The sequence below is a fragment of the Maritalea sp. genome, assembly GCF_051251695.1.
In the GTDB taxonomy this organism is placed as follows: Bacteria; Pseudomonadota; Alphaproteobacteria; order Rhizobiales; family Devosiaceae; genus Maritalea.
Genome location: NZ_JBPOEU010000015.1, coordinates 74633 through 88840, shown reverse-complemented (window position 1 = coordinate 88840; position 14208 = coordinate 74633). Strand labels below are relative to the sequence as shown.

The following is a 14208-nucleotide window of genomic DNA, read 5'->3' as shown; positions in this document are numbered from 1 at the left end:
AGCCAACGCAAATCCGACCTTTTTGGGATTGTGAATGGCATTGACGAAAACACCTGGAACCCCGCGACAGACCCACATATCACGCCGTACAAAACAGCCGCCGGTAAGGCACCCAATAAACAAGCTTTGCAAAAAATATTTGGGTTAGAACAGAGTGACGGTCCACTTTGCGTGCTCGTGTCTCGACTAACAGAGCAAAAGGGAATTGACTTATTGCTAGACGCGTTGCCGGAGCTCTTGAAAAATGGCGGGCAACTTGCCCTGCTTGGATCAGGTGACCCTAAGCTTGAAATCGCTTTGTTAAAGGCCGCTGAAGACAACCTAAACGTCTCCGTCAAAATTGGCTATGACGAGATTTTGTCTCATCAGATGATGGCCGGTGGCGATGTGATTTTGGTCCCCTCGCGGTTCGAACCATGCGGTCTTACCCAGCTATATGGGCTGCGCTATGGTACTTTACCGCTCGTTGCGCTTACAGGTGGATTAGCAGACACTGTTATCAACGCCTCCCCTGCTGCACTTGCGAGCGGTGTAGCAACGGGCTTGCAGTTCTTTCCAGTCACATCCCAAGCCCTCTCGAATGCATTCGCGCGGCTTGGTAAGCTATATGCCCAACCAAAAGTTTGGAAAAAAATGCAGAAAAAAGCGATGCGGCAACCGGTCGGTTGGAAGACATCTGCCGAAGAATATCACGCCATCTATGAATCTTTGGTAGGCACGCGCATTGACCAATAAGCCATTTCCTATCGGCCCCGGACGCGCATCCCCGCTAGGGGCTACGGTTGATCCCGAAGGCGTGAACTTCGCCGTCTTCTCGCAGCACGCGACAAGCGTAAAACTGTGTCTGTTTGATGAAAACGGCGCTGAATATCTCGTGGTGACTTTGCCAGAACGCGAAGGCCATGTTTGGCATGGATATTTTCCGGGCATGAAGGCAGGTCAGCAATATGGCTTTAGAATGGATGGGCCATATAAGCCAAGCGAGGGCCATCGTTTCAACCCTTTCAAACTGCTGGTTGACCCCTATGCCAAACGTTTAACCGGGCACCCAAAATGGAACAATGCCCTGTTTGGTTATGAGGTCGGCCATAAGGACAAAGACCTTAGTTTCGACACCAATGACAGCGCACCTTATATGCCACGCAGTGTGGTGGTTGATCCGACTTTTGGTTGGTCCGAACCACATCGCCCAAACCATTCGTTAGAAGACACGGTGATCTATGAGGCACATGTAAAGGGTCTAACAGCGGGTCGTAAAGATATCAAAAATCCGGGTAGCTATTTATCGATGGCCTCGGACCCGATGCTCGAACATCTCAACAATCTTGGTGTCACAGCTGTAGAATTGTTGCCGGTGCAGGCATTTTTAAACGAGAAATTTCTGCTTGATCGCGGGTTGACCAATTACTGGGGCTATATGACCTACGGGTTTTTTGCCCCCGACCCGCGTTATATGCAGGGCGCTGATATTGCTGAGTTTCAACTCATGGTGCAACGGTTTCATTCAGCTGGAATCGAAGTCATCTTGGACGTGGTCTATAACCACACCGCAGAAGGCTCCGAAATGGGCCCGACGCTGATGTTTCGAGGGCTTGATAACGCCAGTTACTATCGCTTGGCTGATGATCGGCGCTATTACATCGACGATGCGGGCTGCGGCAACACGCTGGATTTTGAAAACCCGTTTGTTATCCGATTGGTGATGGACAGTTTGCGCTATTGGGTGGAGGTCATGCATGTGGATGGGTTCCGGTTTGACCTATGTTCTGCATTGGGTCGAACGCGTCACGGATTTGAACGGGACGGTCCGTTCTTTCGTGCCGTCGGGCAAGACCCAGTATTAAACAAAGTGAAATTGATTGCTGAACCATGGGACATCGGCCCACGCGGCTATCAGCTTGGGGCGTATCCCGCGCCATTTGCAGAATGGAATGACAAGTACCGAGACAATACGCGAGAATTTTGGCGTGGCGACCGCGGCAAAGTCTCTGATATGGCGGGGCGGTTGGTTGGATCGGCCCAGTTTTTTGACCATAGCGGCCGATCTGCCACCTCGTCTTTGAATTTCCTCACCGCACATGATGGGTTCACGCTGCACGACACGGTGAGCTACAAAAGCAAGAACAACCTAGCCAACGGCGAAGACAATCGCGATGGCCATTCCAACAACCGTTCCGACAATATGGGTGTTGACGGTCCAACGGATGACCCCGCGATCACTGCGGCGCGAGTTCGACGCAAGCGAAATATGATGGCGACATTGATGCTGTCCCAAGGCACGCCAATGATTTTGGCCGGTGATGAGTTGAGCAATTCGCAGGGTGGAAACAACAACGCCTATTGCCAAGACAATCAAATCGGCTGGGTGAACTGGCCGGAAGAGGACGACCCGTTTTTTGCGTTTTGCCAGCAGGCAATCGCGTTTCGTAAAATGCACCCTCTTTTGCGCCAAAAGCGATTTTTGCATTCCCGCGAGCGGCATATTGATGGAGAACCCGATCTATTTTGGCGTCGTGCAAACGGAAAGCCAATGCGGCAGGCGGATTGGGACAATCCCGAATTAGATATCATTGTTGCTGAAATGCGCATGGCATCGGGAACGCCCGAATATGTTCAGCGTCAAGGTACGCTGTTGATCGTGTTGAATAGAGGTGCCGAAATAGAAATCGTTCCGCCAGTGCTTCCTGACGGGAGTGTTTGGGTGCGCCGATTTGATACTAGCCAGGACGATGCGATTCAGGTGACCCCGGGGATGACGGTAGCAGCAGACGCTGTAGTTGTATTCTCTCAGGAGGCGAACACAAAGACTACGCCAACGGATGATTGATAAACGAATGTAAAGTGGAGACCAGCCAATGCCCATGCAGATAGTTCGAACTGCCCCGATTGAGGGTCAGAAACCTGGCACGAGTGGATTGCGTAAAAAAACAGCTGTCTTCAAGCGTCCACATTATCTAGAGAACTACGTCCAATCGATCTTTGACGGGATAGGCGGGATAGAGGGCAAAGTGCTGGTTGTTGGTGGTGATGGTCGCTACTTTAATGACGACGCTATTCAAATCATTTTGCGTATGGCCGCAGCCAATGGAGCAGCAAAATGCATCATCGGCCAGAGTGGCATCCTATCAACACCTGCGGCGTCTCATCTAATCCGACTTAGGAAAGCTGACGGCGGTCTAATCCTGTCCGCAAGCCACAATCCAGGTGGGCCAAACGCCGATTTCGGTCTCAAATATAATGGCCCAAATGGTGGACCCGCAACCGAAGCTGTTACCGATAAAATCTTCGAACGCACCACAACAATTGATACCTACAAAATCGCGGTATCCGTTGAAATAGACATTGATACTTTAGGCAGCCAAAGCATCGAAGGTATGGACGTCGAAATCGTAGACCCAGTTACCGACTATGCCGCGTTGATGCAAAAGCTGTTTGATTTCGACAACATCCGCGCCCTTTTCGCAAGTGGCTTTACGATGCATTTCGACGCTATGCATGCGGTTACCGGCCCCTACGCGCACGCCATTCTAGAAGACACGCTAGGTGCCGCGAAAGGCACGGTATTAAACGGAACACCAAGCCCTGATTTTGGCGGTGGCCATCCTGACCCCAACCCGATTTGGGCTAAGACATTGATGGACAAAATGCATGGCGCTGACGCCCCTGATTTTGGCGCGGCTTCTGATGGTGACGGCGATCGCAACATGATTGTGGGGCGCAACAATTATGTAACGCCATCTGATAGTCTTGCACTATTAACCGCGAAAGCACATTTGGCCCCGGGTTACAAAGATGGATTGGTTGGCGTTGCACGTTCAATGCCGACATCCCGCGCGGTGGACCGTGTCGCGAAAAGCTTGGATATTGCCTGCTACGAGACACCCACCGGCTGGAAGTTTTTTGGCAACCTTTTGGACGCTGGCAAGGTTACACTATGTGGAGAGGAGAGCGCCGGCACGGGTTCTGACCACGTAAGGGAAAAAGATGGGCTTTGGGCGGTCTTGCTGTGGCTGAACATCCTTGCGGTCACCAAGCAATCTGTTGCAGATTTGATGGCCGATCTTTGGGCAACCCATGGACGCTGCTACTATTCACGTCATGATTATGAAGATGTCGATGCTGACAAAGCCAATGCGATGATCGTCGCCCTTCGCGCTAAGCTGCCGTTGCTTGCGGGAACCAAGGTAAATGGGCTGATGGTAGAAACTGGCGATGAGTTTGCTTACGACGACCCGGTTGACGGTTCACGGTCTGAAGGTCAGGGAATTCGGATTTCGTTTGCGCAGGGCGCAAGAGCTGTTTTCCGCCTATCTGGCACAGGAACTGTCGGCGCAACGATCCGTATTTATCTCGAACAGATTGAAACCGATCCGGATAAACTTCAACTATCTCCTGAAGATGCGTTGAAAGAGGTGCAGATTGCTGCGCTTGAGCTTTCGGATTTAGCGGCAATGACAGGTCGGACGGACCCTGACGTTATCACCTGAATTGGGATGATTTCGCCTAGAAGACGCGCAAAACCTGCGCGTTGAATTGTTGCGAATAATCAAAATTTCATGGCCGGCCCTCTTGGCATCTGGTGGTGAAAAAGAGTATCACGCGTTTCTTGAACTGTTTCGAACAGCATCAAAAAACGAAGAAACATTGAATTAGCGCGCCCAAAGGCCCCTTTGGTTGACCGCGACGAAACAAGGAATTCTCTTGATGGACGTAATGAATGATCAGTCCGCAGATGCGTTCCGGGTTCGCATCACCAAACATCTGACCTTTACGCTGGGGAAAGACAAACCCCATGCCAGTCTTTATGACTGGCGTATGGCCGTCAGCTACAGTGTTCGTGATCTGATTATCGAGCCATGGTTTGCGGCGACACGAAAGACATATGAGGCGCAGGGCAAACGCGTTTATTATCTGTCATTAGAATTTTTGATTGGCCGCATCCTTGGTGATGCAATGATGAATTTAGGTCTGTTCGACATTGTGAAAGATGTTCTGGACGGCGAAGGCATCAGCCTAGCCGATGTCATCGCAGATGAACCTGACGCGGCATTGGGCAATGGTGGTTTGGGACGTTTGGCGGCTTGTTTTTTGGAAAGCATGTCGACGTTGGCCTGCCCTGCTGTTGGCTATGGTATCCGCTACGAACACGGCTTGTTCCGGCAAAGATTTGAGGGTGGTCGGCAGGTCGAGCATCCTGAAGATTGGCTAAACCAACCTCATCCTTGGGAGTTTGTGCGGCCGGAGGCGCGTTACACTATACCTTTTAAAGGGCATGTCGCTGATGTTGATGGCAAGCTGACTTGGCGACCATCGGAAACAGTTTATGCACGCGCATATGACATGCCAGTGGTGGGATGGCAGGGAAAATGGGCAAACACGTTGCGGTTATGGGGTGCCCACCCAACTGAATTATTTGATCTAGAGCGGTTCAATTCCGGCGACTATACCGCAGCCGCGACGCCCGAAGCATTGGCGCGAACCTTGTCGCGGGTCCTATACCCAGACGACACGACGGACAGCGGAAAGGAACTACGACTAAAACAGGAATATTTCCTGACCTCTGCTTCGTTGCAAGACATTTTGCGCCGCTTCCTAAGCGAATATGACGACCTTGAATTGCTACCCGCGAAGGTCGCAATCCAGATGAATGATACGCACCCTGCCCTTGCCGGCCCTGAACTGATCCGGCTTTTGATGGATCAACATGGCTTGGCGTGGGACGTGGCGAAGCGTATCTCCGTGAAATGTTTAAACTATACCAATCACACCCTTTTGCCAGAGGCGCTTGAAACATGGTCAACGTGGCTATTGGGCCGTGTGCTGCCCCGCCATATGCAGATTATTGAGCGGGTTGACCAAGAGCATCAATTGACCACCAAATGCAGTGCGGAACTTGGCATTGTTCGGCAAGATCAGGTTCATATGGGTACATTGGCATTTGTCATGGCGACCAATGTCAACGGCGTTTCAGCCCTGCATACCCAGCTGATGAAAGAGACTGTTTTCGCAGGTCTTAACGGACTTTATCCAGCACGGATACTAAACCAAACCAATGGCGTCACTCCAAGGCGTTGGTTGCGTTTGTCGAACCCTTCATTGTCCAGTGTTCTAACTGATACAATTGGTGCAGGCTGGGAAAACGACCTAGATCGGCTTTCTGAGCTGGGCGCACATGAAGCAAATCAAGACGTGCGCGATGCAATCGGCGCTGCAAAGCGCAAAAACAAAGTCGCTCTATCCAATTGGGTAGGCGCGCAGCTCGGTATTTCACTGAACCCGGATGCGATGTTTGATGTTCAGATTAAGCGTATGCATGAATATAAGCGGCAATTGCTGAATGTATTTGAAACGATTGCACGCTGGTCTGCCATTAGGGCCAATCCGCAAGGCAATTGGACCCCACGCGTCAAAGTGTTTGGTGGCAAAGCTGCACCTGGCTATTTTGCCGCAAAAGAAATTATTCACCTGATCAACGATGTGGCAAAAACCATCAACAATGACCCAGTTGTTGGCGATCTATTAAAGGTCGTTTATCCGGCAAACTATAATGTCTCGATGGCGGAGCGCCTTATTCCTGCAACAGATTTATCTGAGCAAATATCAACTGCGGGGAAAGAAGCGTCCGGCACCGGCAACATGAAATTCACTATGAACGGTGCTTTGACCATCGGCACGTTGGACGGCGCCAATGTTGAAATCCGCGAACATGTGGGGGCAAAGAATTTCTTTTTGTTCGGGATGACCGCATCCCAAGTGCAGGAGCGTTACCTTGTACACGATCACGCGCGGCAGGCGATTTCTGCCAGCCAGCCGCTTCAAGACATATTGCAAATGATCGCCGAGGGACGTTTTAGCCCTGAGGACAAAGGCCGATATGGTGGTCTGGTTGATGCGACATGGAACCACGACCCGTTTCTTGTCGCATCCGACTTTGACAGCTACTTGGCGTGTCAGGCAGATGTCGACCAGGCCTTTACCGATAAGGATCACTGGAACACATTGGCGCTGCGTAATATCGCAGGGTCAGGGTTCTTTTCATCCGATCGCACGATCAAAGGTTACATGGCCGACATTTGGGACACAAAAAGCCTGTCTTAGCTCGACGTAATCGTAAAATCAGCTCCATGAGATAAATAGGCGAACCCGTTGCCCGCCAACGCAATCTTGCCTTTATCCAGCGTGACTTCGTTGCCATGCAAAATGTCAACATTGCCTTTGGTCTGTAAGGTGTGTGCTTCAGTCGAGAGATTAAATACGCAGGTGAGCGTTTCTTCCTTAGAAACACGACTGAACGCTAAAATGGGTTCTGGCAATGATATGAATTTTGTCTTCCCACCGCTCAAAGCAGGGCTCGATTTCCGACGGGCAATCGCGTCTTTATAATAGGCTAAAACGCTCCCGTCACCTTGGCTATCGACCGCTTTTCCTGCCTGTGGTGCCTTCACAGGCAGCCATGGCGTGCCCGTGGAAAAACCAGCATTTTCAGCATCTTTCTCCCAAACCATGGGTGTGCGGCAGCCGTCACGTCCTTTCACGGCTGGCCAAAATCGAATTGCAGGCGGGTCAGTTAATTCCTCAAAAGTTAGCTCCGTTTCTGTCTGGCCCAGTTCTTCGCCTTGATAGATGCCGATGGTCCCTTCAAAAGACATCAACATCGCACAGGCAAGCCGCGCCATACTATCTTCGTTCACAGCATACTCGGCCCAGCGGCTTACTTGTCGAGGTACATCGTGGTTGCTGAATGACCAATATGGGTGACCACCGGGTGCGCCTTTTTGGAACCCCTCGATGCAACTTCGAAAGTGGTCTGCGCTGAAATCTGGTCCCAACATTGCAAAGCTATACGCCATATGGAGCCTGTTGGTCCCTTCGGTGTATTCGCCCATAATCTCGATGGAACGGCGCCCCATTTCACCGACTTCACCCACCATCATAATGTCAGAATATTGATCCGTTAGCGTGCGCAACCGTTCAAGAAACCCAATATTTTCAGGCCTCGTCTTATTGTAGATATTGTCCTGCATGCCATATAGATCAGTCGCCATCACCTGCGGCTTTACCTGCGCAGGCGGGTTAGAGCGCAGTTTTTGGTCGTGGAAATAGTAATTGACCGTATCCAGACGGAACCCGTCCAAACCACGGTCTAACCAAAACCTGCACGTTTCCAAAATGGCGTCGACGACATCAGGATTGTGAAAATTCAGATCCGGTTGTGATGCTAGAAAATTATGCAAATAATATTGACCACGTTGAGGATCAAATTCCCAAGCAGGGCCACCAAAATGACTGTGCCAATTTGTTGGCGGAGAACCATCGGGCAATGGATCAGCCCAAACATACCAATCTGCCTTGTCATTGTTTCGACTAAGACGTGATTGCTTGAACCAGTCATGTTTTTCTGAGGTGTGCGACAGCACTTGATCAACGATGACCTTCAACCCACGCGCATGGGCAGATGCAATGAGTTTATCAAATGCGGCAAGATCACCAAACAAAGGATCAACAGCCAAATAGTCGGAAACATCATAGCCCATATCGGCCTGGGGCGAGGCAAAAATTGGCGAAAGCCAAATGCAGTCGGCACCAAGTTCAGCAATATGATCCAATCGGCGCGTAATGCCCATTAGATCGCCAACCCCGTCGCCAGTTTCGTCCTGAAACGACCTTGGATAAACCTGATAAACTACAGCATCTCGCCACCATTCTTGCACCAAAAAATCCCCTAATTACATGTATATGAACACAAAAACCTCATTAGAAAGTGCCCCAAATGTCAAGTGCCAAACTACCAACTTGTGAACGGTAGAAGCCAAATAGAATAGTGCGTTTTACAAATAAGCGGCCAGTTGCAAAGATAAATACTGATTGATTTGCGTCCATCTTCAGTTTTGAGCTTGCCCAGTTGAATTTCGACGGCGGCGTAAATGCCAAGTTTTCCGCCAAACTTGACTGATAGGATAACAGATGTAGGGTTTATGCTATGCAAAGCCCTGCCAATTCCGATTGTACCAACGACATTTTAAGTGCCTTTGAGGCCAACGAGATCGAGCGTGCTATCGCTCTGTTTCAGGCGGCGGGTGGTGAACTTTTCGCGCTTTTGCACGGTTATGAGGATCTTGGGTTGGTTCTTTCGGACATGCCGGAGGGGCTATGGCGCGAACATGAATCGTTGCTTGGGGCTTATATGCTTTTTCTGGCCAAGCAGGGCAGAGCCGGACGAGCACTGGCCCACCTAAACGATCCTGATCTGACATTTGAGCGAACGTTTAAGTCTGATCTTTATGCTCTATTCATGGCCATTCATTTGGGCGACCCGGTGAGTACAGAGCAACTAAACGCATGGATCAATATCGAACGACGACTTCCGCTAGCCAATCCCCTGCTGGAAGGCTTATTTTACAATTGTATATTGGTTTTCTTTGTGCGGCATGGGCGCATCAAGGAAGCACGCATTGCAGGTGCGCGCGCGATAACGGCTTACCGGGACGCCAATCACCCGTATTTAGAGCATTTCATACATTTACATTTGGCAGATCTTTCGATCATGGAGGGACGGCTGCGCGATGCACGGCGTGACTTGAACATAGGCATACAGCTGTTTCGCGAGGCCGGGCAGGTTTACGGCAACGAAGAAGCGATTATTGAGATTATCGAGCTCGCGCTTGACTATGAAACCGGACGGTTCGAACATATTCCAGCACGAATAGAAACGCTGCGGCATGCTCTTTTGGCCAACGATAGCTGGGTGGAGATGTACGCGCAATTGGCCCGGATAGCTGTAAAAAGCACGTTCTTTCTTGAAGGGCGAGAGGCCGCATTGGCCGAACTTGAAAAATTACGGGCCGGCTACGCCGAACGGCATGGCGGGGCATCAGAATTACTTGCAGTGTTGGAGGTTTCGATTGACCGGCTCGATTGTCGGTTTGGTGATGCTGAAATCGGCGCGATGGCCTTGGACCCTGAAAAATTGCTAAGCCCCATTGGCCAATCTTTGTTACGCGAAGTCACAACCCAGGAAATGGCGTTCGATGGTCCAGAAGTGGAATTTTCCTGTCCACGCACAAGCATTATCGATGCTTTGCAATCCGCCCGTTTGGAGACCGGACACCAACGCAGACGGTTGGTTGAAAAAGCATTTTGGCTGGCCGTAAAAGAAGGGCAAGCCGCCCCGTTTTTGGAACATCGCGACGTGCTATCTGGGATTGGTGCACGCTTGTCATCAGGCCGGTTTGCACGTGGGCATATTCAACTGGCGCGGCTTGCGCGGCGCACTGTTGATATTATTCGGCGAAGCTATTGGATGCCACCGGGCTTGCTGGACCTTAACATCACATATCACCAATATAGGGTTGTTACCGCGCTGCAATCGGGCGCGAGCAACAAGGAAATTGCCCGTTCTCTTGCGGTAAGTGAGGCGACGATCAAGTATCATCTTGCGCGGCTTTATCGCATTTTCGAAGTCCAACGACGCGGCGAACTCGTTGAAAAATTTACTTTAATCTAGATAATGGGCGAAAACTAACCCACTTAGAACCAAACTATCCGTTATTCCAATATCTCGATCGCAGTTTGTAAAGCTAAGCTGATTGCGGAGGTTCTGGATGTTTTCATATCTATTCCGCCGTGCTCTGTCACTCTTCTTTGTTTTGTTGGGGCTGGCCATTCTAATTTTTGTGATTGCGCGCATTGTGCCGGGCGATCCAGCGCGGATTGCGCTTGGTCCAAAAGCCACGCCAGAGCAAGTTCTTCAACTGCAAGTAGAGATGGGTCTGGACCAACCCTTCATCGTTCAACTGGGCACTTATTTGAACGGGCTTGTAAATGGTGATCTTGGCAAATCTCTTTTGACATCGCGCCCTGTGCTCGACGACATTATGGCGGCGCTGCCCGCGACGTTTGAACTGGTTCTGTTCACCATCATTTTGCAAATCGTCATATCCATCCCTTTGGGTATTTTGGCAGCGTCTTACCGCAATACTTGGCTGGACAATGTCACGCGGATTTTTTCCCTGATCGGCGTGGTGACGCCCGGCTTTGTGCTGGCGATTATATTGCAACTTGTGGCCGCCCATTATTGGGGATTTCTTCCCATAACTGGGCGGCTTGATGGCGGCATCGATTTTAACGCTGATATTACAGGCCTCTTGCTTGTGGATGGCGTCTTAAAATGGCGATGGGATGTAGTTGGAGATGCATTGCGGCATTTGATGTTGCCTTCAATTGCATTGGCAGCAGCCGGTATTGGCCAGGTGGTCAGGATCACCCGTGCGGCCATGATTGAAGTTTCAAGCCGAGATTTTGTAGAAGCCGCGCGTGCTTACGGCATCCCGGAGCGCGTGGTGACATTTCGATATATGTTGCGTGTCTCGGCTGTCGCCCCACTTACCATTTTGGGGCTTGAATTTGCCTCCCTCATTGGCAACGCCTTTATTGTTGAGTTCGTTTTCTCTTGGCCCGGTATTGCCAGCTACGGAGTGCGGACCATTTTGCAAAAAGACCTTAATGCAGTGATCGGTGTTGTACTTATTTCCGGCGTATTCTTTGTGATTGCAAACCTAGTGATCGACATCATTTTGGGGATCCTTGATCCGCGCCATAGGCTTAATGCGAAGGACAGCAAATGAGGGGTACAAGCGAGACAATTAGCAACGCCCCACGTGTTCTAACGTCGCGACAAATGGCGATGTATCGGTTTACGCGCAATCCTGCGGCACTGTTTGGTGCTATCATTGTGATCTGTGTCATCATTGCAGCAATATTTGCCCCTCTGCTTGCACCGTCGCCCGAAAGTGCTGGTTCGATGGTTGATTTTCGCAACCGCCATCAGCCACCAAGTTGGGACCATTTGATGGGCACCGACAATGTGGGTCGCGATGTTTTCAGTCGCGTGCTTTTTGGCTACCGGGTTTCACTTGGGCTTGTTGTGGGTGTCTTGGGTGTGGCTGTGCCATTCGGAGTCGTTCTGGGGCTAGTTGCAGGATATTTCGGTGGCTGGACCGAAACGATCATCATGCGCTTTACGGATGTGATGTTGGCCCTACCGCCGCTGGCAATGGCGCTGGCAATCACCGCGGTTTTGTCACCCAACCTGGTCAACGCGATGATCGCGATTACATTGCTGTGGTGGACGTGGCATACGCGCCTGATCTACCGGATCGTCAAAGGTCAGATGAACGAAGACTATGTTGAGGCCGCCAAACTGGCCGGTGCCTCCCACATGCATATTCTCTTTCGTGAACTGCTGCCCAATTGCATTTCCGCCATTGCCGTTAAGGTTTCGTTGGATGCGGGTTTTGTGATCCTGTTCGGGGCTTCTCTTTCTTTTCTCGGCCTTGGCATCCGGCCCCCAACCCCCGACTTGGGCACAATGGTTGCGACCGGGTCAGAGTACATGCCCGAGATGTGGTGGCAGGCCGTTATGCCTGGCCTAGCGATCCTATTTGCCACCCTTGGTTTCAACCTATTGGGTGACGGGTTACGTGACATGATGGATGTAGAAGTATGAATGCACCATTGTTAGACATTCAAGGACTTAGCATCGGGTTTCGCGCCTATGGCCAATACCGGCGAGTGCTGGATGATGTTTCGCTTAGTGTTGGCGAAGGGGAACGCGTGTCGCTGATCGGACAATCCGGGTCCGGTAAAACCGTCACCATGCGCACCATAATCGGCACGTTGCCGATGCCGCCGGGCCATATCGAAAGCGGGAGCATAAATTACGACGGTCGCTCATTGCTTGATCTGAACAAGGTAGAACGCAACAAGCTTAAAGGCACCGGCATCTCGATCATTCTTCAAGACCCGATGCTCTCGTTCAACCCGGTTTTAACGATCAGACGGCAAATGGACGATATTGTCAGGTATGCCGATATACGGCTCGCCCGATCACGCAGCCGCGCGGAACGAGAAACGCTTATTTTAGACACACTTTCAAAGGTTCAGCTTGCGGATGGCGCGCGCGTTCTAAACAGTTATCCCATCATGTTGTCGGGTGGAATGCGTCAACGGGTGTTGATCGCCATGGCGCTGTTGAACAAACCCCGCTTGCTGATCGCAGATGAACCGGGCACTGCGCTTGACGTGACCACACAGGACGAAGTTTTAGTGCTGCTGAACAGGTTAGTCGCCGAAGAAGGCCTGTCGCTTTTGCTGATTACCCACAATTTGGGCGTCGTGCGTGAAATGGCAGACCGGGTTTATGTCATGGATAAAGGCCGCATCGTGGAAACTGGCACCCGAGAGGCGATTTTTAACGCGCCTAAGCACGCCTATACCAAACAGTTGATGGCCGCTGTGCCCCCGCTTTATGGCCCCGATGTACATACAGTGACGAACACAAAAATTGATCCCGATGCAGCCATTTCAATTCAGGGTGTGTCCAAAGACTTTCATGCCCGCTCTGGCTTTTTCAACCAGCACCGAAGCGTGCATAGGGCGGTTGATAATGTATCTATTGACGTGAAATCGGGGGATATTTTCGGTCTCGCGGGTGAAAGTGGATCGGGTAAAACCACGTTGGCAAAAATGACCCTTGGGCTTATTCGCCCGACGAAGGGGATGATCACCATTGATGGACAAGACGTTGGCGACGCAGCTGGTACGACAGAATTTCGCAAGCTGATCCAGATCGTTTATCAAAATCCCGGTTCTTCTTTAAACCCTCGCCGCACAATCGCTGATCAAATCGCTGTGCCGCTCAAATTCACCAACCACGCGTCTTCACAGATTAACACCCGCATCGCGGAGTTGCTTGAGATGGTGGATTTGCCAGCAGATATGGCGAACATGTATCCGCATGAGCTGTCTGGTGGGCAAAAACAACGGGTGGCAATCGCCCGGGCTTTGTCGGTTAATCCACGCATTTTGGTGTTGGACGAGCCAACAAGTGCGTTGGATGTGCTGGTGCAATCGACGGTGATTGATCTGCTGCACAGGCTGCGCGAACAGTTCGATCTAACCTATCTGTTTATTAGCCACGACCTGTCGCTTATGCGCAATTTCTGTAATCGCGTTGGCGTTATGTGGCGAGGTGCAATTGTTGAGGAAGGCGCTGTCGATAAAGTCTTTGATACACCTCAGCACTCGTATACGCGTGCGTTACTGTCAGCTATTCCCGTTACAACGGACGCCGCAGAAGCGCAAAAACCCAAAATTAGCAAAGAAGAACGTGCAGCGGTGCTTAACCCCACCACAGCACTAGGAGGATAG

9 protein-coding genes are annotated in these 14208 nt (G+C 51.0%); 8 read left to right on the top strand and 1 reads right to left on the bottom strand.

The window, feature by feature from the left end; all coding sequences use genetic code 11:
- From ACSHWX_RS11035 to ACSHWX_RS11020, 4 genes are all read left to right on the top strand, one after another.
- Positions 1-735 (top strand): glycosyltransferase (locus ACSHWX_RS11035; protein WP_435668273.1); only part of this gene is annotated, 735 nt, incomplete at its 5' end.
- On the top strand, positions 725-2827 hold the full coding sequence (glgX, locus tag ACSHWX_RS11030; RefSeq protein WP_435668272.1) for a glycogen debranching protein GlgX: 2103 nt from the start codon (positions 725-727) through the stop codon (positions 2825-2827). The genes ACSHWX_RS11035 and glgX, both read left to right, overlap by 11 nt.
- A 28-nt stretch (positions 2828-2855) precedes the next feature.
- The gene (locus ACSHWX_RS11025) at positions 2856-4487 is read left to right on the top strand and encodes an alpha-D-glucose phosphate-specific phosphoglucomutase (protein WP_435668271.1); all 1632 of its coding nucleotides are present in this window, start codon (positions 2856-2858) and stop codon (positions 4485-4487) included.
- A gap of 187 nt (positions 4488-4674) precedes the next feature.
- A complete protein-coding gene (locus tag ACSHWX_RS11020; protein WP_435668270.1) occupies positions 4675-7098 on the top strand; it encodes a glycogen/starch/alpha-glucan phosphorylase in 2424 nt (807 codons plus the stop codon).
- On the opposite strand, the gene ACSHWX_RS11015 is transcribed toward ACSHWX_RS11020, so the two are convergent.
- Complete coding sequence (locus ACSHWX_RS11015; protein ID WP_435668274.1) at positions 7095-8711, bottom strand: alpha-glucosidase; 1617 nt, start codon at positions 8709-8711, stop codon at positions 7095-7097. The two genes, ACSHWX_RS11020 and ACSHWX_RS11015, sit on opposite strands and share 4 nt — an antisense overlap.
- Positions 8712-8980: 269 nt before the next feature.
- Here ACSHWX_RS11015 and ACSHWX_RS11010 point away from each other — a divergent pair, with 269 nt between their 5' ends.
- The 4 genes from ACSHWX_RS11010 to ACSHWX_RS10995 all read left to right on the top strand — a co-directional run bounded on the left by ACSHWX_RS11010 (position 8981) and on the right by ACSHWX_RS10995 (position 14208).
- Complete coding sequence (locus tag ACSHWX_RS11010) at positions 8981-10504, top strand: response regulator transcription factor (RefSeq protein WP_435668269.1); 1524 nt, start codon at positions 8981-8983, stop codon at positions 10502-10504.
- A gap of 97 nt (positions 10505-10601) precedes the next feature.
- Entirely contained in the window at positions 10602-11624 is a 1023-nt protein-coding gene (locus ACSHWX_RS11005; RefSeq protein ID WP_435668268.1) for an ABC transporter permease, read from the top strand.
- Positions 11621-12505, top strand: coding sequence for an ABC transporter permease (locus ACSHWX_RS11000; protein WP_435668267.1), 885 nt, complete (start codon positions 11621-11623; stop codon positions 12503-12505). Before ACSHWX_RS11005 ends, ACSHWX_RS11000 begins: the two co-directional genes overlap by 4 nt.
- Positions 12502-14208 (top strand): dipeptide ABC transporter ATP-binding protein, encoded by a 1707-nt coding sequence (locus ACSHWX_RS10995; protein WP_435668266.1) that lies wholly within the window; start codon positions 12502-12504, stop codon positions 14206-14208. Before ACSHWX_RS11000 ends, ACSHWX_RS10995 begins: the two co-directional genes overlap by 4 nt.

Bases quoted from the DNA above. Each gene is read 5' to 3' on its own strand.
- ACSHWX_RS11025 (WP_435668271.1), top strand. From the start codon at position 2,856: ATGCCCATGCAGATAGTTCGAACTGCCCCGATTGAGGGTCAGAAACCT.
- ACSHWX_RS11010 (WP_435668269.1), top strand. From the start codon at position 8,981: ATGCAAAGCCCTGCCAATTCCGATTGTACCAACGACATTTTAAGTGCC.
- ACSHWX_RS11005 (WP_435668268.1), top strand. From the start codon at position 10,602: ATGTTTTCATATCTATTCCGCCGTGCTCTGTCACTCTTCTTTGTTTTG.
- ACSHWX_RS10995 (WP_435668266.1), top strand. From the start codon at position 12,502: ATGAATGCACCATTGTTAGACATTCAAGGACTTAGCATCGGGTTTCGC.
- ACSHWX_RS11000 (WP_435668267.1), top strand. From the start codon at position 11,621: ATGAGGGGTACAAGCGAGACAATTAGCAACGCCCCACGTGTTCTAACG.